General features: G+C 68.0%; 23 protein-coding genes. 10 read left to right on the top strand and 13 right to left on the bottom strand.

Going from position 1 to position 25471, the window contains the following annotated elements; all coding sequences use genetic code 11:
• Positions 1–655 precede the first annotated feature (655 nt).
• Entirely contained in the window at positions 656–1423 is a 768-nt protein-coding gene (locus ACNFIA_RS26055; protein ID WP_259753834.1) for an AraC family transcriptional regulator, read from the bottom strand.
• A 304-nt stretch (positions 1424–1727) separates the two neighbouring features.
• Between ACNFIA_RS26055 and hppD the strand changes: the two genes are divergently transcribed.
• The 4 genes from hppD (at position 1728) to ACNFIA_RS26035 (ending at position 5489) form a co-directional block, all read left to right on the top strand.
• Positions 1728–2810: a 4-hydroxyphenylpyruvate dioxygenase gene (gene hppD, locus ACNFIA_RS26050; RefSeq protein ID WP_416789864.1), complete on the top strand. Its 1083-nt coding sequence runs from the start codon at positions 1728–1730 to the stop codon at positions 2808–2810.
• Between the two features lie 52 nt (positions 2811–2862).
• Positions 2863–3504 (top strand): maleylacetoacetate isomerase, encoded by a 642-nt coding sequence (maiA, locus tag ACNFIA_RS26045; protein WP_416789862.1) that lies wholly within the window; start codon positions 2863–2865, stop codon positions 3502–3504.
• A 100-nt stretch (positions 3505–3604) separates the two neighbouring features.
• On the top strand, positions 3605–5020 hold the full coding sequence (locus ACNFIA_RS26040) for an amino acid permease (protein WP_416789861.1): 1416 nt from the start codon (positions 3605–3607) through the stop codon (positions 5018–5020).
• Positions 5021–5111: 91 nt separating this feature from the next.
• Positions 5112–5489: an MliC family protein gene (locus ACNFIA_RS26035; protein WP_017517672.1), complete on the top strand. Its 378-nt coding sequence runs from the start codon at positions 5112–5114 to the stop codon at positions 5487–5489.
• Between the two features lie 171 nt (positions 5490–5660).
• Here ACNFIA_RS26035 and ACNFIA_RS26030 read toward each other — a convergent pair whose 3' ends face one another.
• Complete coding sequence (locus ACNFIA_RS26030; protein WP_416789868.1) at positions 5661–6455, bottom strand: nucleoside-binding protein; 795 nt, start codon at positions 6453–6455, stop codon at positions 5661–5663.
• A gap of 370 nt (positions 6456–6825) precedes the next feature.
• On the opposite strand from ACNFIA_RS26030, the gene arfB reads away from it, so the two are divergent.
• Positions 6826–7239: an alternative ribosome rescue aminoacyl-tRNA hydrolase ArfB gene (gene arfB / locus ACNFIA_RS26025; protein WP_416789859.1), complete on the top strand. Its 414-nt coding sequence runs from the start codon at positions 6826–6828 to the stop codon at positions 7237–7239.
• A gap of 462 nt (positions 7240–7701) precedes the next feature.
• Here the strand turns inward: arfB and ACNFIA_RS26020 are convergent, their stop codons facing one another.
• The 5 genes from ACNFIA_RS26020 to glcD form a co-directional block, all read right to left on the bottom strand.
• Positions 7702–9393: a lactate permease LctP family transporter gene (locus tag ACNFIA_RS26020; protein WP_416789858.1), complete on the bottom strand. Its 1692-nt coding sequence runs from the start codon at positions 9391–9393 to the stop codon at positions 7702–7704.
• Between the two features lie 244 nt (positions 9394–9637).
• A complete protein-coding gene (locus tag ACNFIA_RS26015; RefSeq protein ID WP_259753840.1) occupies positions 9638–10036 on the bottom strand; it encodes a heme-binding protein in 399 nt (132 codons plus the stop codon).
• A complete protein-coding gene (glcF, locus tag ACNFIA_RS26010) occupies positions 10015–11289 on the bottom strand; it encodes a glycolate oxidase subunit GlcF (RefSeq protein ID WP_416789857.1) in 1275 nt (424 codons plus the stop codon). Before glcF ends, ACNFIA_RS26015 begins: the two co-directional genes overlap by 22 nt.
• A complete protein-coding gene (gene glcE / locus ACNFIA_RS26005; protein WP_416789856.1) occupies positions 11289–12329 on the bottom strand; it encodes a glycolate oxidase subunit GlcE in 1041 nt (346 codons plus the stop codon). The genes glcF and glcE overlap by 1 nt, the downstream gene beginning before the upstream one ends.
• Positions 12329–13828, bottom strand: coding sequence for a glycolate oxidase subunit GlcD (gene glcD, locus ACNFIA_RS26000; protein ID WP_416789855.1), 1500 nt, complete (start codon positions 13826–13828; stop codon positions 12329–12331). The genes glcE and glcD overlap by 1 nt, the downstream gene beginning before the upstream one ends.
• 241 nt (positions 13829–14069) lie before the next feature.
• Between glcD and glcC the strand changes: the two genes are divergently transcribed.
• Complete coding sequence (gene glcC / locus ACNFIA_RS25995; RefSeq protein ID WP_416789853.1) at positions 14070–14831, top strand: transcriptional regulator GlcC; 762 nt, start codon at positions 14070–14072, stop codon at positions 14829–14831.
• Between the two features lie 161 nt (positions 14832–14992).
• On the opposite strand, the gene ACNFIA_RS25990 is transcribed toward glcC, so the two are convergent.
• Positions 14993–15502: a MerR family transcriptional regulator gene (locus tag ACNFIA_RS25990; RefSeq protein WP_416789852.1), complete on the bottom strand. Its 510-nt coding sequence runs from the start codon at positions 15500–15502 to the stop codon at positions 14993–14995.
• A gap of 79 nt (positions 15503–15581) precedes the next feature.
• On the opposite strand from ACNFIA_RS25990, the gene ACNFIA_RS25985 reads away from it, so the two are divergent.
• Positions 15582–16814 carry an NADH:flavin oxidoreductase/NADH oxidase family protein gene (locus tag ACNFIA_RS25985; protein WP_416789850.1) on the top strand — a complete coding sequence of 411 codons (1233 nt, stop codon included), beginning with the start codon at positions 15582–15584 and terminating at the stop codon, positions 16812–16814.
• A gap of 160 nt (positions 16815–16974) precedes the next feature.
• On the opposite strand, the gene ACNFIA_RS25980 is transcribed toward ACNFIA_RS25985, so the two are convergent.
• Positions 16975–17700 (bottom strand): SDR family oxidoreductase, encoded by a 726-nt coding sequence (locus ACNFIA_RS25980; RefSeq protein ID WP_416789848.1) that lies wholly within the window; start codon positions 17698–17700, stop codon positions 16975–16977.
• A gap of 112 nt (positions 17701–17812) precedes the next feature.
• On the opposite strand from ACNFIA_RS25980, the gene ACNFIA_RS25975 reads away from it, so the two are divergent.
• Positions 17813–18598 carry a LysR family transcriptional regulator gene (locus ACNFIA_RS25975; protein WP_416789846.1) on the top strand — a complete coding sequence of 262 codons (786 nt, stop codon included), beginning with the start codon at positions 17813–17815 and terminating at the stop codon, positions 18596–18598.
• A gap of 1 nt (position 18599) precedes the next feature.
• Here the strand turns inward: ACNFIA_RS25975 and ACNFIA_RS25970 are convergent, their stop codons facing one another.
• Complete coding sequence (locus tag ACNFIA_RS25970) at positions 18600–19805, bottom strand: MFS transporter (RefSeq protein ID WP_416789844.1); 1206 nt, start codon at positions 19803–19805, stop codon at positions 18600–18602.
• A gap of 88 nt (positions 19806–19893) precedes the next feature.
• Between ACNFIA_RS25970 and ACNFIA_RS25965 the strand changes: the two genes are divergently transcribed.
• Positions 19894–20448: a TetR/AcrR family transcriptional regulator gene (locus ACNFIA_RS25965; RefSeq protein ID WP_416789842.1), complete on the top strand. Its 555-nt coding sequence runs from the start codon at positions 19894–19896 to the stop codon at positions 20446–20448.
• A 133-nt stretch (positions 20449–20581) separates the two neighbouring features.
• On the opposite strand, the gene ACNFIA_RS25960 is transcribed toward ACNFIA_RS25965, so the two are convergent.
• Complete coding sequence (locus ACNFIA_RS25960) at positions 20582–21814, bottom strand: FAD-dependent oxidoreductase (RefSeq protein ID WP_416789840.1); 1233 nt, start codon at positions 21812–21814, stop codon at positions 20582–20584.
• 163 nt (positions 21815–21977) lie between these two features.
• Positions 21978–23048: an AbrB family transcriptional regulator gene (locus ACNFIA_RS25955; RefSeq protein ID WP_416789839.1), complete on the bottom strand. Its 1071-nt coding sequence runs from the start codon at positions 23046–23048 to the stop codon at positions 21978–21980.
• 106 nt (positions 23049–23154) lie between these two features.
• Between ACNFIA_RS25955 and ACNFIA_RS25950 the strand changes: the two genes are divergently transcribed.
• Positions 23155–24057, top strand: a complete 903-nt coding sequence (locus ACNFIA_RS25950; protein ID WP_416789838.1) for a LysR family transcriptional regulator — start codon at positions 23155–23157, stop codon at positions 24055–24057.
• Positions 24058–24473: 416 nt separating this feature from the next.
• Here the strand turns inward: ACNFIA_RS25950 and ACNFIA_RS25945 are convergent, their stop codons facing one another.
• On the bottom strand, positions 24474–25400 hold the full coding sequence (locus ACNFIA_RS25945) for a TauD/TfdA dioxygenase family protein (protein WP_416789837.1): 927 nt from the start codon (positions 25398–25400) through the stop codon (positions 24474–24476).
• Positions 25401–25471 lie beyond the last annotated feature (71 nt).

The following is a 25471-nucleotide window of genomic DNA, read 5'->3' as shown; positions in this document are numbered from 1 at the left end:
TCCGCAAAGTTCTCCGCGGCGGAAGTCGTGATTACCGGCGTTCGCCGAACGGCTGTGCCCCTTGTAGGAGCGGGCCACGCCCGCGATCGCGCGCATGGCGCGCTCCTACAGATTGGCGCCGGCATCGTTAGGTTCGTAGGGCGCATAACGCGCCAGCGTTATCCGCCGGGAGGTAATCGGCGGATAACCCGTTCCGGGTTATGCGCCCTACGGCCTTTCGCGGACTAGGACTGCTTCTGCGGGGCACATGATTCCTCGGTCTTGCTTTGCTTTTTCAGATTTCCAGAGAATCGTCCAAGCGCTCCGGAGTGCCCCTTTCAGGAGGCCTCGTTGAAGCGAAGTTTCAGGGGTTGAGCGGCATGGATGCCGCGAGAGCCGCGATGGGCCAGGGATGGCCCTTCGCGGCGTGCCCGTGAAACTTCGATTCAACGTTTTTCGCCTAGGCGAAAAACCGGATGGAGGGGCAAGACCTTTGCCCACTTTGGGTCGTTTGCCAAAGTGGGTCGCCCGAGGGGGCGAAACAAGAAGGTCGTGCGCACGCCGACGCGGCGCTAAAACACCCCGGCCGAGGCGGCACATCTCCAACGCAGGCGTCAGGGAAACCACCGGCCTTGCCGGCGGATCGCGGGCATGGCCCGCTCCTACAGGGAGCGCTCTACCGCCCGCAATACTCCGACGGCGCCACGCCCAGCTCCCTCCGGAACATCTCGCTGAAACTCCCCGGCTGGTACCCCAGCCCATGGGCGATCTGGCTCACCGCGATGCCTTCGTTGAGCTGCGCCACCGCCGTGGCCAGTTGCACCTGCCTGCGCCACTGGGCGAAACCCATGCCCAGGCTGCGCTGGAATAGGCGGGCGAGGGTGCGCACGCTGGCGCCCGCGTCGGCGGCGTGCTGCTCGAAGGAAATGGCCTGGCTCGGCTCGGCCATCACCGCCAGGCACAGGTTGAGCAGGCGGCGGTCGGAGTCGTCCGGCAGCGGCACGCGCAGCAGCAGGCTGCGCGCGCGTTGCAGCTCCAGCACGGCCAGTTGCGACAGCGCCTGGTAGTAATCGGTGTCCGGCTCGCGCTCGTGCTCTACCAGCCTGACGATCAGCTCGCGCAACAATCCGCCCACTTCGAACGCCTGCACCTGCTCGCCGAGGGCGTCCGCCGTCCCCGGCCGCAGGTAGATATTGCGCATCTGCAACTCGCTGACCACGCGGATGCCATGGGGCACCTGCGGCGGCAGCCAGACGGCGCGGTTGGGCGGTACCAGCAGCGCCTCGGACGGCGTCTCCAGCCACATCACCCCCGACATGGCGTAGAGCACCTGCCCCCAGTCATGGGAGTGCGGCTCGATGTGCAGGCCGCGCGGGTAGCTGCGGGCCAGGGCACGCAGGGAGGCCGGGGTGGCGTCGAAATCGGGAGGAGCGGCACGGGCCATGGGGACAATCGGGCAGGGGCGATGAGCCGCATGGTAGCCGCCGCGAGGGGCCCGTGACGAGTGCGCGACATCCGCACTGGCAGCCTGGCGCACCAGGCTGTCACGAAATGTTTACGCTGCGGCGGCATGCCGCACGGGGCTTTTGGCCGCGTAAGGATTTCTTGCCGGGCCCAGCCTCCCGGCGTGTGGCAATCGCCCGGCACCCCGCTTGTTCCAATGCCCGCCGACAGTTGAGATGAAGGCATTCCAGACGCTTGGACGGCCCCCGCGCCGAGCCAGCCGATAACGACAACGAGGAGGCCGGATGAACGCCGTGACCAAGATCGAACAACACAATCCCATCGGCACCGACGGCTTCGAGTTCGTCGAATTCACCGCTCCCGACGCCCAGGGTATCGAGCAGCTGCGCCAGCTGTTCACCAGCATGGGCTTCACCGAGACCGCCAAGCACCGTTCCAAGGAAGTCTTCCTGTTCCAGCAGAACGACATCAACATCGTGCTCAACGGCAGCCCCACCGGCCACGTCCACGAGTTCGCCAAGAAGCACGGCCCCAGCGCCTGCGCCATGGCCTTCCGGGTGAAGAACGCAGCCCAGGCCGCCGCCTATGTCGAATCCCAGGGCGCGAAACTGGTGGGCAGCCACGCCAACTTCGGCGAACTGAACATCCCCTGTGTCGAAGGCATCGGCGGCTCGCTGCTGTACCTCGTCGACCGTTATGGCGACAAGAGCATCTATGACGTCGACTTCGAGTTCATCGAAGGCCGTAGCGCCAACGACAACGCCGTCGGCCTGCTGTGCATCGACCACCTGACGCACAACGTCAAGCGCGGCCAGATGGACGTCTGGTCCGGCTTCTACGAGCGCATCGCCAACTTCCGCGAGATCCGCTACTTCGACATCGAAGGCAAGCTCACCGGCCTGCTGTCGCGCGCCATGACCGCGCCGTGCGGCAAGATCCGCATCCCGATCAACGAGTCGGCGGACGACAAGTCGCAGATCGAGGAATTCATCCGCGAATACCACGGCGAAGGCATCCAGCACATCGCCCTGACCACCGACGACATCTACGCCACCGTGCGCCAGCTGCGCGCCAATGGCGTGGATTTCATGAGCACGCCGGATACCTACTACGCCAAGGTCGATACCCGCGTCGCCGGCCACGGCGAGCCGCTGGAGCAACTGCGCGAGCTGAACATCCTGATCGACGGCGCGCCGGGCGACGATGGCATCCTGCTGCAGATCTTCACCAACACGGTGATCGGGCCGATCTTCTTCGAGATCATCCAGCGCAAGGGCAACCAGGGCTTCGGCGAGGGCAACTTCAAGGCCCTGTTCGAATCCATCGAGGAAGACCAGATTCGCCGTGGCGTGATCTCCGACCAGTAATGCGCTTGCCGGGCGGCCGCGCGGATAGCGCGGCCGCCTGCGGAGAATCGCCATGCTCACCCTGTATTCCTACTGGCGCTCCAGCGCCGCCTACCGCGTGCGCATCGCCCTCGGGCTCAAGGGCCTGGCCTACCGCCAGGTGCCGGTGCACCTGGTGAAGGACGGCGGCCAGCAGCACGCCGCCGACTACAAACAGCTCAACCCGCAGGAGCTGGTGCCGTTGCTGGTGGATGGCGACGCGCGCATCGCGCAGTCCCTGGCCATCCTCGAGTACCTCGACGAAACCCACCCGCAGCCCGGCCTGCTGCCGCGCGACGCGCTGCAGCGTGCGCAGGTCCGCTCCCTGGCCCTGCACATCGCCTGCGACATCCACCCGCTGAACAACCTGCGCGTGCTGCAGTACCTCAGCGGCCCGCTGGAGGTGGCGGACGAGGCGAAGAACGCCTGGATCCGCTACTGGGTCGAGACCGGCCTGCGCGCGGTGGAAGCGGGCGTCGCCCACTGGACCGGGCCGCTGTCCCTGGGCGAGCGCCCCGGCTACTTCGAGGCCTGCCTGATTCCCCAGCTGTACAACGCCCGCCGCTTCGATTGCGACCTTTCCGCCTGCCCGCGCCTGCTCGCCATCGCCGCGCGCTGCGAAACCCTCGACGCCTTCCAGCAGGCCGCCCCGGAGGTGCAGCCCGACGCCCAGTAAGCCCCACCGTTCCACCGCTCTTTAGCCTTGCCTTGCCCGCACCGTCCGGCCACAAGCCGGGCGGCCGATTCCCGTCACAGATAACAACAACAGGTGACGCATGACGCGTGAAACTCAACACGCAGGCCAGCTCCAGCGCGGCCTGAAGAATCGCCATATCCAGCTGATCGCCCTGGGTGGCGCCATCGGTACCGGGCTGTTCCTCGGCTCGGCCGGGGTGCTCAAGTCCGCGGGGCCGTCGATGATCCTCGGTTACGCCATCGCCGGTTTCATCGCCTTCCTGATCATGCGCCAGCTCGGCGAGATGATCGTCGAGGAGCCCGTCGCCGGGTCCTTCAGCCACTTCGCGCACAAGTACTGGGGCGGCTTCGCCGGCTTCCTCTCGGGCTGGAACTGCTGGGTGCTGTACATCCTGGTGGGCATGTCGGAGCTCACCGCGGTGGGCAAGTACATCCACTACTGGTGGCCGGAGGTGCCGACCTGGGCGACCGCCGCACTGTTCTTCGTGGTGGTCAACGCCATCAACCTGTTCAACGTGAAGGCCTTCGGCGAGGCGGAGTTCTGGTTCGCCATCATCAAGGTCGCCGCCATCGTCGGCATGATCGCCCTGGGCTGCTACCTGCTGGCCAGCGGCACCGGCGGCGAGCAGGCGGCGGTGAGCAACCTGTGGGCCCACGGCGGCTTCTTCCCCAACGGCATCGGCGGGCTGGTGATGGCCATGGCGATCATCATGTTCTCCTTCGGCGGGCTGGAAATGCTCGGCTTCACCGCCGCCGAGGCCGACCAGCCGAAGCAGGTGATCCCCAAGGCGATCAACCAGGTCATCTACCGCATCCTGATCTTCTACATCGGCGCGCTCACCGTGCTGCTCTCGCTGACCCCGTGGGACAGCCTGCTGCAAACGCTCAATGCCTCCGGCGACTCCTACAGCGGCAGCCCCTTCGTGCAGATCTTCTCGATGATCGGCAGCAGCACCGCGGCCCACGTCCTCAACTTCGTGGTGCTCACCGCCGCGCTCTCGGTCTACAACAGCGGCACCTACTGCAACGGCCGCATGCTGGTAGGCCTGGCGGAGCAGGGCGATGCGCCGCGGGCCCTGGCCAAGGTGGACAGCCGTGGCGTGCCGGTGCGCTCGCTGATGGTCTCGGCGGCGGTGACCTTCCTCGCCGTGCTGGTGAACTACCTGGTGCCGGCCCGCGCGCTGGAGCTGCTGATGTCCCTGGTGGTCGCCGCACTGGTGATCAACTGGGCGATGATCAGCCTGGCGCACCTGAAGTTCCGCGCACGCATGGATGCCGACGGCAAGCGCACCGCCTTCCGTGCCGTGGCGTATCCCGCGGCCAACTGGCTGTGCCTGGGCTTCGTGGTGTTCATCCTCGGCGTCATGCTGCTCACCCCGGGCATCCAGGTGTCGGTCTATGCGATTCCGGTGTGGCTGCTGGTGATGTACGGCTGCTATCGCCTCAAGCGCCAGGGCGCGGCGCGTGGCGAGGTGCGGGCCGCGTTGGCGGATTGAGCCGCCCGACTTTGAGACGGGCCGCCCGCGATTGACCGTGCGGCCCGACCTTTCCTAGAGTGACCGGGCCATTTTCGTCAGAGGGATACTCATGAAAAAAGCACTTTGGCTGCTCGCGGCGGCCGTGCCGGTCCTCCTCGTCGCCTGCGGCGGCGAAGAGAAGAAAGCGCCCCAGGTGGACGCGCTGGTCCTGCCCGGCGACGCCAAGCTGGACTCGCGCAGCGTCTCGTACAAGTGCGAGGACGGCCGCAAGATCAGCGTGCAGTACCTGAACAAGGGCGACAACAGCCTCGCCGTGGTACCGGTGACCGACGCCTCCAGCCTGGTCTTCGCCAACGTCATCTCCGCCTCCGGCGCCAAGTACGCCGCCGGCCAGTACGTCTGGTGGACCAAGGGCGAAGACGCCACCCTGTACAAGGACTGGAAGGGCGGCGAACCCGCCGATGGCGTGGCCTGCAAGGAGCGCTGATGTTCCTGTGCCACATGAAAAAGCCCGGCCGATGCCGGGCTTTTTCATGGACTTTCGATCGGTGAGGTGGGTGCCGGGCGGGTTCGCGAGCAAGCTCGCTCCTACGAAAAGCGGATCTGCCGCAGCTCTTGTAGGAGCGAGCTTGCTCGCGAACCGCCGCCACTCCCGAGGCTAGAAGGTGAACTCCAGGTTCACCGTCGGCGTCGAGGTCCGTGTGCCGCGCCCACCGTCCACGCCGAACTTGTTGTGCCAGTACTCGTAGCCCACGCCCAGCCACAGGTTCGGCTGGCGCTTGGCGCCGGGCAGGGTGGCGAACATCAGCGAGGTGCGGATCAGCGTCTCCGGCGCGGTGTCGTTGTCGTTGTAATCCTCGCCCTTCTCCCCGGTGTAGTTGAGGAAACCCTGGAACTTCGCCCCGTGGTCGCCCAGCTGGAACGGCCGCAGCCAGGTCAGGTTGACCATGTAGGTGGTGTCGAAGGTGTGGTCCGGGTGCTTCACGTTGGGGATGCCGGAATGGTTCTTCTCGCGGTAGTAGAACAGCGACAGGTCCAGCACGCCGGGGCCGTTGAACTTGAGGGTGGGGCCGAACACCAGGGCGCGCTTCTTCGCCGAGCCGAGGTTGTTGTTGCGGCTGGCGTCGAAGCCGAAGGTGAAGGCGTGGTCCTTTACCAGCCCCTTGCCCTGGGGCAGGTCGAACACCCGCGAGGCATAGAGTTGGCTGCGGAACACGCCATAGACCTCGCTGCTGCCATGGTCGGTGCCCTTGCGCGGGTCATCGCTGTCGGACTGCAGCACGTCGAGGTGGAAGAAGTTGCTGCCGTAGCGATACCCGTCGGCGTGGCTGAAGCTGAAGATGCGCTTGCTGATGTCGTGCGGGTTGTTCGGGTTGGTGAAGCCCTTGCCGTAGCGGAAGCCCAGCGTGTTGCTGGTCCACTCGAAGAAGCGATCTTCATCGGCCTGCGCCATGCCCAGCGGGGCGAGCACCAGCGCGGTACCGAGGGCGAACCGGCGGCCGTTGCTCAGGCGGCGGCTGGAACGCGGTTGGGAGCGGGCGGCGCCAAGGGCCGTCATCGCGGATGAAACCATGCTGCACCTCTGTATTTTTCTTGTTTTCGTGGCTTTCGGGGCCGGCGTCCCGCCGAAGGAACGGCGGGCGGTGACAGGCTGGGTTCTAATGGTGAATTGATGACATTGCAAGAAAAACTTGTACACAAATTCGTATACAAAAATTGACGCGAAAGTCAGGAACGCGCGCTTCGCGGCGCGCTAGATGGCGCCGGGACAGCCGCGCCGGTGCGCGGTATGCTGGCCATCATTTCCGCACTGAATCCTTCCCATGCTGCAGATTTCCAACACCGTGCAGATTCCCGATGGCGAGATCGAGCTGAACGCCATCCGCGCCCAGGGCGCCGGCGGGCAGAACGTCAACAAGGTGTCCAGCGCCGTGCACCTGCGCTTCGACGTGCGCGCGTCCTCACTGCCGGAGTTCTACAAGGAACGCCTGCTGGCCCTGAGCGACCAGCGCATCACTGGCGAGGGCGTGGTGGTGATCAAGGCGCAGCAGTACCGCACCCAGGAGCAGAACCGCGAGGACGCGCTGAACCGCCTGGCGGAGCTGATCCGCAGCGTGGCGAAGGTGGAAAAGAAGCGCCGCCCGACCAAGCCGACGCTGGGTTCGAAGACGCGCCGGCTGGAGGGCAAGAGCAAGCGCGGGGCGATCAAGGCGGGGCGGGGGAAGGTGGATTTCTGATCGGTTGGTTCAGCTGGAGATAGGCGCTCGGGCGGTTCCCTCACCCCAGCCCTCTCCCAGAGGGAGAGGGGGCCGATCGTGCCGGCTGACAGTGTGGTTTCATCCTGCACCGAACAGTCCCCTCTCCCTCTGGGAGAGGGTTAGGGTGAGGGGCTCTTGCCCCTTGTAGGGCGGATAACCTGGAACAGGTTATCCGCCGCCTCCCTCCACGGCGGATAACGCTGGCGCATTATGCTCCCTGCACACTGACTTCCCAAGGCTGCCCAATCTGCCGAATAGTCCCCTCTCCCGCTTGCGGGAGAGGGTTAGGGTGAGGGGCTCTTGCCCCTTGTAGAAGCAGGCCATGCCCGCGACCGCGCGCATGGCGCGCTCCTACAGGGAGTGCCATGCCTGCCTCGCGGACGGCCGCCGTAGCGGTTCGCGAGCAAGCTCGCTCCTACAGGGAATCCTGACGTCGGGTAGTCAGTGCACCAGCATCCCCGTGAACACATAGGCCTGGGCCAGGGTGATCAGGCCGATGAACGCGGCGAACATCAGGCTGTGCTTGACCGTAAAGCGGAACAGGTCGGACTCGCGCCCCACCATCCCGGTGGCAGCGCAGGCCACGGCGATGGACTGCGGCGAGATCATCTTGCCGGTCACCCCGCCGGTGGTGTTGGCCGCCACCAGCAGCGTGTCGCTGACCCCGAGCTGGTGCGCGGTGGTCGCCTGCAAGGAGCCGAACAGCGCGTTGGACGAGGTGTCCGACCCGGTCAGGAACACCCCCAGCCAGCCGAGGAACGGCGAGAAGAACGGGAAGGCCGCGCCGGTGCCCGCCAGCACCAGGGCCAGCGTCGTGGACATCCCCGAGTAGTTGGTGACGAAGGCGAAGGCCAGCACCATGCCGATGGTCAGCACCGGCCATTTCAGTTCCCTGAGGGTGTCGCCGAAGGTCGCCGCGCCGCTCTTCACGCCGATGCGCAGGATCGCCATGGAAATCAGCGCCGCGAGGAAGATCGCCGTGCCGCTGGCCGACACCAGGTCGAACTTGTAGATCGCCGGCATTGGCGTCGCGTTGGCGACGATGGGCGCAGCCTTGAGCACCAGTTGGTCGAGGTAGGGCACCGGGATTACCGCCACCCAGCTCTCCAGCGCGCCGCCGGGCAGGAACATCGCCTTGAACGGCTTCATGGTCCAGATGGTCACCAGCACGGTGAGGATCAGGAAGGGCGACCAGGCCTTGAAGATCTGCCCGACGCTGTACTGCGACTCCCGCCGCTGCACGCCGCCGCCACCGACCGCGCCCAGCGTCGCCGTGCCGTCGGCGTTGACGCTGGAGAACTCCGTCTCGCGCACGTTCGCCGGCTGCCACACGCGCAGGAACAGGGTCAGGCAGACCATGCTCAGCAGCGCCGAGGTGATGTCTGGCAGCTCCGGGCCGATGTAGTTGGAGGTGAGGAACTGGCTGATGGCGAAGGTACCGCCGGCCACCAGCAGCGCCGGCCAGGTTTCGCGAATGCCGCGCCAGCCGTCCATCATCGCCACCAGCCAGAACGGCACGATCACCGACAGGATCGGCAACTGCCGCCCGGCCATGGCGCCGATCTTGAAGGCGTCCACCCCCGACACCTGCCCGGCGACGATGATCGGGATGCCCAGCGCACCGAACGCCACCGGCGCGGTGTTGGCGATCAGGCACAGCCCGGCGGCGTACAGCGGGTTGAAGCCCAGGCCCACCAGCAGCGCCGCGGTGATCGCCACGGGTGCGCCGAAGCCCGCCGCACCTTCGAGAAAGGCGCCGAAGGAGAAGCCGATCAGCACCACCTGCAGGCGCTGGTCGACGGTGATCGACAGCACCGAGCTGCGGATGATCTCGAACTGTCCGCTCTTCACCGTCAGCTTGTAGAGGAACACCGCCGCCACGATGATCCAGGCGATCGGCCAGAGCCCGTAGAAGAAGCCGTAGACCGCCGAGGCCAGCGCCTTGTCCACCGGCATGTGGTAGACGGTCACGGCGATCAGCAGCGACAGCGCCAGGGTGATGGCGCCGGCGACGTGCCCCTTGAGGCGGAACACTGCCAGGGCGAGGAAAAAGAAAATGATCGGCACGAGGGCGGCCAGGGCCGAGAGGCCGAGGCTGCCGAGCGGGGTGTAGAGCTGCTGCCAGGTTTGCATGGGGATTGTCCCTTGTTGTTGTCGGAGGCAAAACGTCAGCGGTGGATAAGGCTTTCAGGGGGCGCTTGCCGGGGCGGCGCACGGGCCGGCAGGTATTGAAAAAGCCCCGCAACGCGGCGCGTAGCGGGGCTTCTGAAGGTTGGTTCGGGCAAGCTGTTCGGGGTGTCGTCGCCGGCTCGCTCGAGGCCGGCGACGACCACCTCCCGGCCGCTGGCCACCTGTCGCCAGGGCCGCTTGAGCGCTCTCAAAGCGCGGCCACTCCGGCGCTGGCGACCTGTGCATCCTCGCCGGCCTTCACGCCGGACACGCCCACCGCGCCGATCACCTGGCCGTCCAGCACGACCGGCACGCCGCCTTCGAGCGAGGTGAGCAGCGGCGCGGTGACGAAAGCCGTGCGGCCGCCGTTGACCATGTCCTCGTAGCCCTTGGTTTCGCGCCGGCCCAGGGCCGCGCTGCGGGCCTTCTCGGTGGCGATGTAGGCGCTGGCCGGGGCGCAGCCGTCGAGGCGTTCCAGGGCCAGCGGGTGGCCGCCGTCGTCGACCACCGCGATGGACACCGCCCAGTGGTTGCGCTGCGCCTCGGCGCGCGCGGCGGCAAGGATGCGACCGACTTCCTGCTGGGTCAGAACGGCTTTGTTGAGCATGCGTGCACCTCGCCTTGAAGGGTTTCCAATGGCGCATCGGCCAGCGCCTCTTCCACCAGTTCGATCCAGTGCCGCACCGGGGTGCGGCCGGCGCCGGCCAGGTGTGTCTGGCAGCCGATGTTGGTCGTGACGATGACCTCCGGGGCGCCGCTCTCCAGCGCTTTCAGGCGGTTGTCGCGCAGGCGCCGGGACAGCTCCGGCTGGGTCAGCGAATAGGTCCCGGCGGAGCCGCAGCACAGGTGGCTGTCCGGCACGCTGGTGAGGCTGAAGCCCAGTCGCGTGAGTACGCCTTCCACCGCGCCGCCGAGCTTCAGCGCATGCTGCAGCGTGCACGGGCAGTGGAAGGCCAGGCGCCGGTCGCCGTGCAGGTGCAGCGTTTCCAGCGGCTCGTCGCGCAGGATTTCGGCGAGGTCGCGGGACAGTTCGCTGACCCGCCGCGCCTTGGCCGCGTACTGCGCATCGTGCGCCAGCAGATGGCCATAGTCGCGGACGAAGGCGCCGCAGCCGCTCGCCGTCTGCACGATGGCTTCGGCGCCGGCCTGGATCGACGGCCACCAGGCGTCGATGTTCCTGCGTGCCCGCTCCAGCCCCTGCTCCTGGGCATTCAGGTGATAGTCCACGGCGCCGCAGCAGCCGGCATCCGCCGCCGGGATCAGGCTGATGCCGAGGCGATCCAGCACCCGTGCGGCCGCGGCATTGGTGTTGGGCGACAGGGCCGGTTGCACGCAGCCTTCCAGGATCAGCATGCGCCGGGTGTGGCGCGGCCTCGGTCGCTCCACGGGGGGATGCGGATGGCGCGGCAGCTTGCTCTGCAGGCCCGCCGGCAGCAGTGGATAGAGCGCGCGCCCGGCCCTGGCCAGGGTGCCGAACAGCGCAGCATTGGCCACCACGGCGCGCAGGCCTCGGCGCATCACGCGCTCGCCAAGGGAGCGCGGTACCTGCTGCTCGACCGCTGCGCGGCCGATGTCCAGCAGGTTGTGGTAATCCACGCCGGAGGGGCAGGTGGTCTCGCAGTTGCGGCAGCTCAGGCAGCGGTCCAGGTGCTCGCGGGTACTGGCGCTCGGCGCGGTGCCTTCGAGCACCTGCTTGATCAGGTAGATGCGCCCGCGCGGGCCGTCCAGCTCGTCGCCCAGCAACTGGTAGGTCGGGCAGGTGGCGGTGCAGAAGCCACAGTGCACACAGGAGCGCAGGATGCGCTCGGCTTCCTCGGCGCGCGGCAGCTGCTTGGCCTGTTCGCTCAGGTTGGTTTGCATCAGAGCTCCCTGTACATCCGGCCGGGGTTGAAGAGGCCGTGCGGGTCGAGTTGGCGCTTGAGGCTCTGGTGGTAGCGCAGCAGGGCGGCAGGCAGCGGATGGAAGCCGTCGTCGCCCGGTGTGCAGCGCAGGGCGTGGCCGCCGACTTCGGCAACGCTGTGGCGGATCAGCTCGGCGTCCGCCTCGGACTTCAGCCAGCGCTGCGCGCCGCCCCAGTCGATCAGTTGCTCGCCGGGCAGGGCCAGCGCGGGGGTTGCGTTGGGCAGCGACAGCCGCCACAGCGTGCCGGGCCCGGCGAAGAAGCCGAGGCGCTGCTCGCGCAGGTCCTGCCAGTAGCCGCTGTCTATCTCTTCCCCGCCCAGGCGCAGGCGTGCCGAGCACACCGAGCCTTCGCCGCCTTCCAGGCGCAGGTGCAGCGCCGTGCCGTCATGGCAGGCGGCGGTGATCGGGATCGGCTGCGCGCCCCATTCGGCGAGCTCCCCCAGCGCCTGGTGAACGTCCATTTCCAGGCGCAGGCTGGCGCACATCCGCGGCTTGGGCAGCACCTTCATCGAGACCTCGGTGAGCACTCCCAGGCAGCCGAAACTGCCTGCCAGCAGGCGCGACAGGTCGTAGCCGGCGACGTTCTTCATCACCTCGCCGCCAAAGCGCAGCAGCTTGCCGTGGCCGGTGATCAGCCGTGTCCCCAGCACGTAGTCGCGCACCGAGCCCGCCCAGGGCCGGCGCGGGCCGGAAAGCCCGGCGGCGACCATGCCTCCGAAGGTCGCGCCGGAGTGATGGGGTGGCTCGCACGGCAGCATCTGTCCGGCGGCCTCCAGCGCCGTTTCGATCTCTGCCAGCGGCGTGCCGGCGCGGGCGGTGAGCACCAGTTCGGTCGGGTCGTAGCTGACGATGCCGCTGTGGGCGCGGGTGTCCAGCTCCACGCCGTTCACCGGGCGGCCGAGGAAGGCCTTGCTGTCGCCGCCGCGAATGCGCAACGGCGTGCGGGTGTCCAGGGCCCGGTTTACCTGATCGAGCAGGTCGGCGCTGGCGTCGGCCATCAGAAGCGCTCCAGGTCGGGGAAGGGCAGTTGCCCGTGGTGCACGTGCATCGCGCCGAACTCGGCACAGCGGTGCAGGGTGGGGATGTTCTTGCCGGGGTTGAGCAGGCGGTCCGGGTCGAACGCCGCCTTCACCGCATGGAACAGGGTCAGTTCGTCGGCGTTGAACTGCGCGCACATCTGGTTGATCTTCTCGCGCCCCACGCCGTGTTCGCCGGTGATGCTGCCGCCCACCGCCACGCAGAGTTCGAGGATCCTGCCGCCGATGGCCTCGGCGCGCTCCAGCTCGCCGGGCACGTTGGCGTCGAAGAGGATCAGCGGGTGCATGTTGCCGTCGCCGGCATGGAACACGTTCGCCACGCGCAGGCCGAATTCCTGCGACAGCTCGGCGATGCCGTGCAGCACGCGCGGCAGCTCGCGGCGCGGGATGGTGCCGTCCATGCAGTAGTAATCCGGCGAGATGCGCCCCACCGCCGGGAAGGCATTCTTGCGCCCGGCCCAGAAGCGCACGCGCTCGGCCTCGTCGCAGGCCAGGCGCACGTCGGTGGCGCCGGCGGCGCGCAGTACACCGTCGACCCGCTCGCAGTCGTCCTGTACGTCGGCTTCCACGCCGTCCAGCTCGCACAGCAGGATGGCCGCGGCGTCCACCGGGTAGCCGGCGTGAATGAAGTCCTCGGCGGCGCGGATCGACAGGTTGTCCATCATCTCCAGCCCGCCGGGGATGATGCCCGCGGCGATGATCTCGGCCACCGCGCGGCCGGCCTTTTCCACCGAATCGAAACTGGCCAGCAGCACCCGCGCCACCTGCGGGCGCGGCAGGAGCTTGACGGTGACTTCGGTGACGATGCCGAGCATGCCCTCGGAGCCGGTGAACAGCGCCAGCAGGTCGAAGCCGGGGCAGTCCAGGGCGTCGCTGCCCAGCGTCAGGTGCTCGCCCTCGACGGTGAGGATGTCCACCTTCAGCAGGTTGTGCACGGTCAGGCCGTATTTCAGGCAATGCACGCCGCCGGCGTTCTCGGCGACGTTGCCGCCGATGGAGCAGGCGATCTGCGAGGACGGGTCGGGCGCGTAGTACAGCCCGTGCGGCGCGGCGGCCTGGGAGATCGCCAGGTTGCGCACGCCCGGTTGCACGCGGGCGAAGCGCCCCTGCGGATTCACCTCGAGAATCCGGTTGAAGCGCGCCATCACCAGCAGGACGCCTTTCTCCAGCGGCAGCGCGCCGCCGGAGAGCCCGGTGCCCGCGCCGCGTGCCACTACCGGCACCTTTCGCGCATGGCAGAGTTTGAGCAGCGCCTGTACCTGCTCGATGCGCTCGGGCAGCGCCACGAGCAGGGGGACGGTGCGGTAGGCGGAAAGCCCGTCGCATTCGTAGGGGGCGAGGTCTTCGGCGCGGTGCAGCAGGTCGAGGTCCGGCACGGCGGCGCGCAGCTCGGCCAGCAGGGCGGCCTTGTCGACCGCGGGCAACGCGCCATCGACGCGTTCGTCGTAGAGGATGTTCATGGGCTGACGGTGCTCTGGTGTTGTTCTTGTTCGCGCCCGCCATGCGGTCGCGTGGAGCCACGGCACCCTGAACATGCGGCCGCTGCGCGGGCCACGTCCATCGTCATCGACACTGGTCCTACCAGTTCTTGCACGGCCGTGCAGTGGAAAGGTCCTGTCCTGAGGGCTAGGGTTCCTGTGGGTAGGCAGGGTTTCGCCTACTGGTCCTACCAGTTGTTCAGCGCCGTTGTGGAGATCCGTGATGACCCAGGCCAAGCTGCGCGTTGCCGACCAGGTGGCGCAGAAGATCGAGCGGCTGATCGTCGATGGCGTGCTCAAGGTCGGCCAGGCGCTGCCTTCGGAGCGACGCCTGGTGGAGAAGCTCGGCTGCTCGCGGTCGGCGCTGCGCGAAGGGCTGCGGGCCCTGCGCGGGCGCGGCATCGTCGATACCGAGCAGGGCCGCGGCTCGTTCGTCGCCGATCTGACCGGGGCCGACGACGTATCGCCGCTGATGCACCTGTTCCGCTCGCAGCCGCGCACGCTCTACGACCTGCTGGAAGTGCGCGCCTTGCTGGAAGGCGAATCCGCGCGCCTGGCCGCGCTGCGCGCCACCGAGGCTGACCTGGTGCTGATCAGCCGGCGCTTCGAGGAGATGCACGCCGCCTTCGAGCAACCCCAGCCGCTGGACCCGCGCGAGCATGCGCGACGCGATCATGCCTTCCACCAGGCGATCAGCGAGGCGTCGCACAACCCGGTGCTGGTGCACACTCTGCAGTCGCTCAACGAATTGATGCTCAGCACCGTGTTCGCTTCGGTGAACAACCTTTACAACCGCCCGCCGCAGAAGCGCCAGATCGACCGCCAGCACGCGCGGCTGTACCGCGCCATCAGCGAGCGCCAGCCCGAACAGGCCCAGCGCGCGGCGCGCGAACATATCCACAGCGTGCGGGACAACCTGCGCGAGATCGAGCAGGAGGAACAGCGGCTGGTGCGGGCGACGCTGCGGCTGGAGGGGTGGACATAACGCAGGAGCGGACTTCGTCCGCGATCGCTTGCCGGCGGCTCCGGGCTTGGGCGGGGCCAATCGCGGACCGAGTCCGCTCCTACGCAGGCCGGGAGTAGCGGTGTAGGAGCGGGCCATGCCCGCGACCGCCTGACGGACCGTCCAGCGGCCGGAGTGCGGATTCAGGATTCGGTAGGGGCAGGGCGCTTCGCTGAAGCGCCGGACGTTGTCCGCTCATCGCGGGCATGGCCCGCTCCTGCAGGTTTGGCGGGTTGGCTTCTAATTTTCCGCTCGCGCATCTGCGCCAGCATGCGCTCCGCGTTCGCCTGACAGCCCATGCCTTCGGGCTTGTTCTCGATGCCGTCGATCACCGCCAGCAGGCGCAGGCGGTTCTCCCGCAACTGCTGCTCCATCGCCTCGATCTCCGCCACCTTGCGGCGCAGGCCGGCGACCAGTTCGCCGTGGCTGTTCTCAAGCGGGGTGGAATGCGGCAGCAGGTTGCGGATTTCCTCCAGGCTGAAGCCGGTCTGCTGGGCGCTGCGGATGATCTCCAGCAGGTCGAGGGTTTCCGGCGGATACGCGCGGTAGCCGTTGGCCAGGCGGCGCGCCGGGGCGATCAGCCCGCTGGCTTCATAGAAGCGGATGCGCGAGGGGGCGAGGCCGCTGAGGCTGGCCAGTTCACCGATTTTCATGCTGGGCTCCGGAAGGGGCTTGACCTTGAAGTGAACTTTAAACTTAACCTCGCCGGCACCACAACCCAGGAGCCTCGCCATGTCGCCCTTCCAGCCCCTGCGCCTGCCCAACGGCGGCGAAGTCCCCAACCGCATCGCCAAGGCCGCCATGGAAGAGAACCTGGCCGACGCCGACCAGGCGCCCTCGGCCGCTCTGCTGCGCCTCTACCAGGCCTGGGCGGAGGGCGGCGTCGGCCTGATCTTGAGCGGCAACGTGATGATCGACGGCCGCGCCATGACCGGCCCCGGCGGCGGCGTGCTGGAGAATGACCGGCACCTGCAGCGCTTCCGCGAATGGGCGCGCGTGGGCCGCTCCCGCGGGGCGCAGTTCTGGCTGCAGCTTAACCACCCCGGCCGGCAGGTGCAGACCAACCTCGGCCAGGGTGCCATCGCACCGTCTGCGGTGCCGCTGGAGATGGGCAGGTTCTCCAAGCTGTTCGCCGTTGCCCGCGAGATGACCGAAGACGATATCGCCGAGGTGGTCGAGCGCTTCGTCCGCGCCGCCCGGCTTGCCGAACAGGCCGGCTTCACCGGCGTGCAGATCCACGCCGCGCATGGCTACCTGCTCAGCCAGTTCCTTTCGCCGCTGGCGAACAAGCGCCAGGACCGCTGGGGCGGTTCGCTGGAGAATCGCGCGCGGCTGCTGCTGGATGTCGTCCGCGCGGTGCGTGCCGAGGTTTCCCCGCAGTTCTGCGTGGGCGTGAAGATCAATTCCGCCGACTTCCAGCGCGGCGGTTTCGACGCCAGCGACGCGCGGCAGGTGATCGAGTGGCTGAACGACGAAAAGGTCGACCTGGTCGAGCTCTCCGGCGGCAGCTACGAGGCACCGGCCATGCAGGGCGACGCCCGCGACGGCCGCACCCTGGCGCGGGAAGCCTACTTCCTCGAATTCGCCCGTGAGATGCGGGAGGCGGCGCGCATGCCGCTGATGGTGACCGGCGGCATCCGTCGCCTGCCCGTGGCGGAGCAGGTGCTGGAGAGCGGCCTGGCGATGGTCGGCATCGGCACCGCCCTGGCACTGGAGCCGCAGCTGGTCCTGCACTGGCAGCGCGGCAGCCAGACCCAGCCGGAGCTGCCGCCGATCCGCTGGCGCTCCAAGCCGCTGGCGGCGCTGGCCTACATGGCGCTGGTCAAGCTGCAGCTCAAACGCATCGGCGCCCGCCGTGCGCCCAACCCGCAGGCGTCGCCGCTGCGCACCCTGGTGATGGAGCAATGGCACACGCTGCGCCGCGCCAGGCAGTACCGCCGCTGGGCGGCGCGGCAGGTGGGCTGAGCCGGTTCAATGCCGCCCTACGGACCTGCGTAGGAGCGGAATCCGTCCGCGATCGGCTGATCCCATGGCAAGGATCATCATCGGAGCAGCCGGACAGACATCGCGGACGGAGTCCGCTCCTACGAGCACCCTTCCCCTCGATAGGAAAGGCTGGCGTCGATCACGCCTGCTGCCGCGTCGCCGCCAGCACGATCTCGCGGATGCACACGCCCTGCGGCTGGTCGTAGGCATAGCGAATCGCATTGGCCACGTCCTCGGCACTGAGCACCTGGCCGCCCATCTCGCGCTTCCAATCCTGGTAGCCGCTCTTGATCGCCTCGTCGGTGGTGTGGCTGAGCAGCTCGGTTTCCACTGCGCCGGGGGCGATGGTAACGACGCGGACATTGTGCGCCGCGACTTCCTCGCGCAGGTTCTCGGAGATCGCGTGCACCGCGAACTTGGTGCCAACGTAGGCGACGTGGTTGGGGAAAGTCTTGCGACCGGCCACCGAGCTGACGTTGATCAGCGTGCCGCGGTTGCGCTCCACCATGCCCTTGAGCACGGCGTGCACGCCGTTGAGCAGGCCCTTCACGTTGACGTCGAGCATGCGCTCCCACTCGGCCGGGTCCTGCTCGACCATGTTGCCCAGCAGCATCACGCCGGCGTTGTTCACCAGCGCGTCGGCCGGGCCGAAGCGTTTCTCGGCTTCCGCCACAGCGGCCAGCAGCGCCTCGCGGTCGGTCACGTCCACGGCGCGGCTAAGCGCGTCGGGCAGCTGCAGCGCCTCCAGGCGCTCGATGCGGCGGGCGAGCAGCAGCAGCGGGTGGCCCTGCTGGGAGAAGAGGCGGGCGGTGGCTTCGCCGATACCGGAACTGGCGCCGGTGACGATGATCAGGGGCTTGCTCATGGGGATTCTCCTGCTATCGGAAATCTGAATGACTGAACGATGCGGTGAAGTATATTGAGCGGTATTCCGCCTGAAAAATGGCTTATTCCTGTGCCTGGCATCGGGTTTTTCTATGGATATCCGACAGCTGGCCGCCTTCGTCGCGGTCTTCGAAGAACGCAACATCACCGCTGCCGCCCAACGCCTGTTCGTCAGCCAGCCGACGCTGTCGGTGACCATCCGCCAGTTGGAGGAGGCCCTGGGCACCGAGCTGTTCCTGCGCCAGGCGCGCGGGGTGGAGGTCAGCGAAGCTGCTAGGGCGCTGTATCCCCGCGCCCGCGCCTTGCTGGCCGAAGCCGACGGCCTGCGCAACATGTTCCGCCAGGCTTCGGCGCATCAGCCGTTGCACCTGGGCGTGGAGGGCGACGTCAGCGCCGAGCAGGTCGAAGGCTTCGTCACCCTGGCGCAGCAGGCCGTGCCCAACCTGATGCTGCACCTGCAGGAGGGCTGCGTGGGGGACGCGCGGCTGGCGGTGGAGGAGTTCTGCTGTGAGGACGAACTCTTCGTGCCGGTCTGGGAAGACCCGTATGTGCTGGCGTTGCCGCCGGGCGTGGAGGATGCGCAGAGCAGTGGCTGGATCACCTGCCCGACGCATCCGTCCCATCAGCGACTGATGACGGCTTATGGCGGCGCGCCGGTGGTCGCGCAGGCCAGTACCCTGAACCTGGCGCTGCGTCTGGTCAGCGCGGGGGTGGGCGCGGCGATCTTGCCGGCATCGCTGCTGAGCGGCGCACCGGCGGTGCGCAGTAGCTCACTGAGCCTGCCGTTGCCGATCCGTCGCATCGGCCTCTGCCACTCCGCCCAGGCGCTGGAGCACCCGGCGGTGCGCGGGCTCTACGACTTCTTGCGAACGGCCTGAGTCAGGCCTGCGCCTTGCGCGCGCCCGTCGCCCGCAAGGACAACAGCAGGACCAGCGAGGCCGCGAGGATCTGCAGGCTGGCATAGCCATTGGTGGTGGCGACCAGGCCGTAGCGCTGGATCGCCAGCCCGGCGAGGATCGCCGGCACGCTGAAGGCCAGGTAGCTGAGCACGTAGAAACTCGCCATCAGCGCCCCACGCTCATGGGCGTGGGCCAGCGGTACCACCGAGCGCAGCGCGCCGAGGAAGCCGCCGCCGAAGCCCAGCCCGGCCACCGCGGTGCCAAGGAAGAACAGCCAGAGGTTGGCGCTGTCCACGCCGAGCAGGGTGATCAGCAGCCCGCCGACGAGCGCCAGGCCGCCACGGCGCAGGATCACCGCCGCTGGCTGGTGGCGCAGGGCGAAGATCGCCAGCGCGCCGCACAGGCACAGCAGCGACACCAGTCCGCCGCCGATCATCGGCACCTGCAGGCCCGTGACCTGGCGCGCCAGCGTCGGCCCCAGCGACAGGTAGAAGCCGCCCAGCGCCCAGAGACTGGCGTTCAACGGCGCCACGCTCCAGAACGCGCGGCGCGCCTGCACAGGAATGCGGATGCGCGGCCTCAGCGAGGCCAGCGCCCCCGGTTGCCGGCTGATGCTTTCCGGCAGCCAGCGCAGCAGCACGATGCCCACGGCGAACACCACCAGCAGCCACACATAGACCGCGTGCAGCGGATCGCCGCCGAACTGCACCAGTGCACTGCTGCCCAGTGCGCCCATGGCCATGCCGAGCATGGGCGCCACGCTGTTGATCAGCGGGCCGCGCTCGCGGTCGATATCCAGCATGGCCGCGCCCAGCACACTGGTGGCGATGCCCGTGGCGAAGCCCTGCAGCAGGCGCGCGAGGATCAGCAGCTCCACGGCGTTGGCGTACAGAAACACCGCCATGGCCAGCAGTTCGAGCATCAGCGCGGCGAGGATCACCGGGCGCCGGCCCAGGTGGTCCGACAGCGAGCCGAACACCAGCAGCGCCAGCATCAGCCCGCCGGCGTAGATGCTGAACACCAGGGTCAACAGGGCCGGCGAGAAGTGCCAGGATTCGCGGTACAGCGCATACAGCGGCGTGGGCGCGGCCGCGGCGGCGAGGAAGGCCATGAGGATGGCCGTCAGCAGCCACGCCGATGCTCGGGGTGAGAAGCCGGCCGCGCTTTTCGAGGGTGGGTATGTCATGATTCTGCTCGCAAAGGCTAAGATTTTGCTTTTGCGAGATGCTGGACCCCTTTCGGGATAAAAGCAAATTCTTTGCGTTAAGGTGCTTATGGCAATCAATCAGGGTGTTCGGCCGGGCGGGCGCAGCGCGCGGGTGCAGGCCTCGGTGCACAAGGCCGTGGCGGAGTTGCTGGAGAAGCGCGAGCGCGCGGAGCTGACCGTGCCGATGATCGCCGCCCGCGCCGGCGTTACGCCCTCGACCATCTACCGGCGCTGGGGCGACCTCAACGAGTTGCTGGGCGACGTCGCCCTGCAGCGCATCCGCCCCGACGCCGAACCGGCGGATACCGGCAGCCTGCGCGGCGACCTGCTGGCCTGGGGCGAGCAGTACATGGAGGAAACCGCCTCGGTGCCCGGCCGCGCGGTGGTGCTTGACCTGCTCGCGGCTGGCGGCGGCTGCTCGGGACGCTGCATGGCCATTGCCTGCGGCCAGTTCGACATCATCCTGCTGCGCGCCCGGGAACGCGGCGAGAACGTGCCCGAGGTCGACCGCATCGTCGACCGGCTGATGGCGCCGCTGGTGTACCGCATCCTGTTTTCCGCCGAGGAGCTGGACGTGGCGTATGTCGAGCGCCTAGTCGACCTGACGCTCGAAGGTTTGTAGCGGATTCGCCGAAAGGCTCTGCGCCGCATCCGACGTTTCTGCAATGCCCGGTTGGATCCTCTGTAGGAGCGAGCTTGCTCGCGAATCAGCGTCGCTCCGGCGCTGGGGAAACCGTTCGCGAGCAAGCTCGCTCCTACAATATCCGTGCGGCGTCTGCCCAGGCCTGCAAAGCTGCACAGGCTGCCAGCGCCATCTCCTCGTCGCTGCGCCCGGCGAACAGTCGATCCAGCGCATCCGCCGCAATCAGCCCGGCCACCGTTGGTGTGCCCACGCCATCGGTGAGGTCCAGCCACTCGCCAAAGCTGGATGGCGTGTCATACCAGCGCAGGTAACCCGACGGCGACACCGGCCACCAGCGCTCGTCGAATTGCAGCACGACCTTTTCCAGTCTACCCATGCCCAGGTGTGCCAGCGCCTCCTGCTGCGCTGCTGGCAGGGGCGGGGTGAAGTGGATATCGCGCAGTACGCCGATGGGCACGGTGCAGATGCAGAAATCAGCGACTTCGCCGTGCACATGCACCTGAGCGCCGGTCCAGTCGACTGCCGCCACCGGTCGGGCCAGGCGGATGTCCAATCCCTCGGCCAAGTGCTCGGCCAACTGTGAATAACCCTGTGGCAGGAAGCGGTCGCCCGCGCCGACGCCTTCCTCGTCCAGCGCATCCACCGACAGCGACTCCAGCGGTAGGCAGGCTTCCAGAATCAGATTGGCGTCCACGGCGAAGCGGGTCGCGCGACGGGTTGGCTCGTCGCGACCTTCGAGATAGCGCGCGACGCCTTCCGCCAATGGCAGGCTGCGGTCGATTCCACTGCGCAGGGCGTCCCACGCCGCCGCGATGTCGGGCACCGGGCCATCCGCGGCGGCGGCCAGGGGGCGGCTGAAGTCGGTTTCCCGCAGGGGCAGGCCGAGCCGCCGAGCCTGCTCGGCGAGCGGGTTCTCGTCGAAGTGCTGCAGCCAGGCCGCGCCTTCATCGACCTGTATCGGGCCGAGGGCGACGCTGTGAACTCGGCCGCCGATACGGTCGCGGGCCTCCAGCACCCGGCAGTCGATTCCGGCTTCATGCAGGCGTCGGGCAGCGGCGAGCCCGGCGAAGCCCGCGCCGATCACCAGCACCCGTCGGGCGCCGTTTTCGAGGGCGAGTTCGGCTGCGCGCAGGCCATCGTTCCACGCGCCGTGGGTCATGGCCGGGGCGACGGGATTGCAGGCCTCGCCGGCCAGTACCAGCCGGCCGCCCAGCGCCTCACCCAGCCGGCGCCTGTGCTCCGGCGTGGCGCCGGCTAGCAGGGTGCTGTAGGCGCCACGGCTGAACGGGTCGTCGCACCAGTGGGTGACGTGGAAGGCGATGGGGCGGTGGCGAAGGCTGTCCATGGCGTGCTCGCGCTCTGAAGGAGCGACGACCTTAGTGGCGGATCGAGCGGCATTTCAAGGGGGCTTTTCGTAGGAGCGAGCTTGCTCGCGAAAGGAGTCAACCGGCAGCGCCGATACTGGGCTGTTCGCGAGCAAGCTCGCTCCGACAGGTTCCCGTTCCGCATCAGGCGCGGCTCAGGCGGATCACCGTGCGGGCGACGGAGACGCCGGTGAACAGCACCACGAACAGGCGCAGGGTCTGCATGGCCAGCACCAGGCCGACGTCGGAGTGGGTGTCCACCGCGATGATCGCCATGGCGTCCAGGCCGCCGGGGCTGGTGGCGAGGTAGAGGGAGAGGAAGTCCATCCCGGTGAGGGCTGCCAGCGCCCAGGCGAACAGGGCGCAGCTGGCGATCAGCGCCAGCGCGCTGACCAGCATGGCCGGCAGGTGGCGGCCGACATAGGCGAGGCTTTCGCGGTCGAAGCGCAGGCCGATGTAGCAGCCGATCACGCCGTAGGCGGTGGCCAGCAACCAGTGCGGCAGGGTGATGTGCAGCACGCCGGAGAGCTGCAGCATGGCGCCGGCCACCAGCGGCACCAGCAGCGGGCCGGCTGGCAGTTTGGCGCCGGCGGTGGTGCAGACGAAGATCAGCAACAGGCAGTTGATCAGGTCCGGCAGGGTGTCGGTGTCGATGATCGGCGCGCTGTGCGCCACCGAGCCGCCGCCTTCGATGCCCAGCAGGCGGCCGACCAGGGCGCCGGCCATGACCACGCAGACCACCCGCACGTACTGCATGGTGGCGACCACGCGCGGGTCGGCACCGTTGGCCTCGGCCATCGACACCATGGCCGCCGCGCCGCCGGGCGCGGTGCCCCAGGCGGCGGTGCTGCCAGGGATGCCGCCGAAGCGCACCATGGCGTAGCTGACCACCGCCGAGAGCAGCAGGGTGAGCAGGGTGGCGCTGAGCATCAGCGGCCAGGAGGCGTCCATCGCCTGCAGCACCGACCAGCTCATGGCGTGGGCGACCAGCAGGCCGATGCAGCCCTGGCTGAGGCGAAAGGCCTGGCGCGGCAGGCGGATCTGCGCGCCACTGACACCGAAGGCGATGGCCACCAGCATGGGGCCCAGGAACAGCGCGGCGGGGATGCCCAGCCAGGTCAGCAACTGCCCGGCGCCTCCGGCCCCCAGTGCCAGGGCCAGCCATTGCAGGCTGGCGGGGATGCGGGCGACGGACAGGGCAGGGCGGCTGGACACGGACGGCTCCGGGCGGGGAATACGGAGGAATTATCGATAGCCGAATCCATCAAGTCTATTTTCTAATAGTCATGAATCCATTCCTGAAATTTATCAGTTGGCCGCCATGGACCTGCGTGATCTCGCCTACTTCGAAACCATCGCCGAACTCGGCCACCTGGGACGCGCCGCCGAGCGCCTGGGGCGCAGCCAGCCGGCGCTGACCAAGAGCATCCAGCGCCTGGAGGAATCACTGGGCGCGCGCCTGTTCCAGCGCGATGGACGACGCATCCGTCTCACGCCCGCTGGCGAATTGATGCTGCAGCGCGCGCGACAACTGCGTCAGGACGTGGAGGAAACCCGTCGCGAAGTGCGCGATTTCGCCAGCGGTGTGGTGGGCAATATCCGCCTCGGCTGCGCGGCGACCATGGCCGAATACCTGTTGCCGCGCCTGACCGAGGACCTTCTGGCGCGCGCGCCTGACATCACCATGAGCCTGGTGCTGGGCCAGGACGACGTATTGCGCGAGGCGCTGCGCAGCGGGCGACTGGACATGGCGATCTGCTCGCGGATCGTCGACGACCCGCAATTGAGCAGCGAGCCGCTGTTGCAGGACCAGGTGGTGGTGGTCGCCAGCCGTGACCACCCGATCTTCGACGGACCGGTGGTCATGGCCGACCTGTGCCGTTACCGCTGGGTGCTGCCCGCTACCGGGGTGTCGTCGCGGCGCTGGATGGACAGCACCTTCCAGGCCCACCAGCTGCCGCTGCCGCAGGTGCAGATCGAGACCAACGCGATCACCATGCTGCCCAACCTGATCGCCCGCACCCGCCTGCTCAGCTTCCTCGCCCGCGAAGCGCTGGCCGGCGGGCACGGCATGGACCAGTTGCGCGAGGTGGCGTTGGCCGAGACGACGCTGACACGGACCATCGGCCTGGCGGTGCGGGAGGGCGCCTACCTGCCGCCGGCGGCCCAGCTGCTGCGCGGGATGTTGCGCGAGCATGCGCAGCGGTTTGGAGCGGAGTGGTAACCCGCGTCGACACAACCTGCAGGAGCGGGCCATGCCCGCGATCGCGGACAACGTCCGCGTTCACCGGAACGTAGCGATGCGGGCGGTTCGCGTTGTGTCGTTTGGCAAAGTAGGTCGCCCGAAGGGACGAAACCACCGAGTCCCCACGCGCGTCGAAGCGGCGTTGGAATATCCAAGCCGACGCCGGCCCTGCCGGCGGATCGCGGGCATGGCCCGCTCCTACAGTTCCGTAGGGCGAATAACGCGCTAGCGTTATCCGCCGCAATGCATCCGGCGGATAACCTGTTCCAGGTTATGCGCCCTACGTGTTGCGCAGCGGTATGGCACGGAATTGTAGGCGGTTGTAGGAGCGAGCTTGCTCGCGAACCGCCTGGCGTCGGAGCTGCCGGAAACACCGTTCGCGAGCAAGCTCGCTCCTACAGTGGGCAGAGTTCCGTTGGGCGGGGGGGGCAGCGACTCGGCACGTCGCCCACCACCGTGGTGCGGTACATCTCCCGGCGCATGCCGTGGTAGTCCGACACCGGGTAATGCCAGGTGCTGCGGTTGTCCCAGATCGCCAGGGTGCCGGGGCTCCAGCGCATGCGGCAGGTGAAGGCCGGCTGGGTGGCGATGCTGAACAGGTAGTCCAGCAGCGGCTGCGCTTCCGCCGGGCGCATGCCCTTGATGCCGCTGGTGTAGGCCGGGTTGATGTAGAGGATTTTCTTGCCGGTTTCCGGGTGCCGGGTCACCAGCGGATGCGAGCGCACTTCGCCCTCGTGGCTGCCGTAGCGCACCGCCATGTTCTCCATCAGGTCGTTGTGCTTGGCCTCGGCGCCATAGGCGCGCTCGGGACTGTGGATGGCGTCGAGGGTTTCCAGTTGCGCGCGCAGTTTCGGCGACAGCCATTCGTAGGCCAGCGCGAGGTTGGCGTAGAGGGTGTCGCCGCCGAACGGCGGGATGTCGTGGCCGTAGAGCAGGGTGAAGGCTGGCGGCCGCTCCTGGAAGGACCAGTCGCTGTGCCAGGCACCGCCGAACACCACCGGCGTCTTCTCGTTGGCTTCCTTCAGCACCCGCACCACGTGCGGGTGATCGTCCATGCCGACCACATAGGGTTCGCGGCCGAATTCGCCGAAGCGCAAGGTCACGGCTTCGAGGTCCGCCACGCTCAGGTTCTGTCCGCGGATGAACAGCACCTTGTGCGCCAGCAGTGCCTGGCGCAGCTCGGTGTAGCCCTCGGCACCCAGGGCGGTGAGGTCGAGATCGCTGACGTCCGCGCCGATCGCGCCGGTGGCGGGGACAACGCGGAAGTGGCGGTAGTCGGCCGCGCGGTTCTGGCTCGGCAGCGCGTAGAAGAACTCGAACATGGGCAAGCCTCTTGGATTTTTTGTGGGCTCCCCAAGCATGGCAGCGATGGCGCGTTCTTCCATTTTTTCGC

This window comes from Pseudomonas sp. NY15437 (assembly GCF_048068435.1).
Lineage (GTDB): Bacteria > Pseudomonadota > Gammaproteobacteria > Pseudomonadales > Pseudomonadaceae > Pseudomonas > Pseudomonas nitroreducens_B.
Note: the sequence above shows the minus strand (reverse complement) of the source record. Positions and strands in the feature narration are given on the sequence as shown.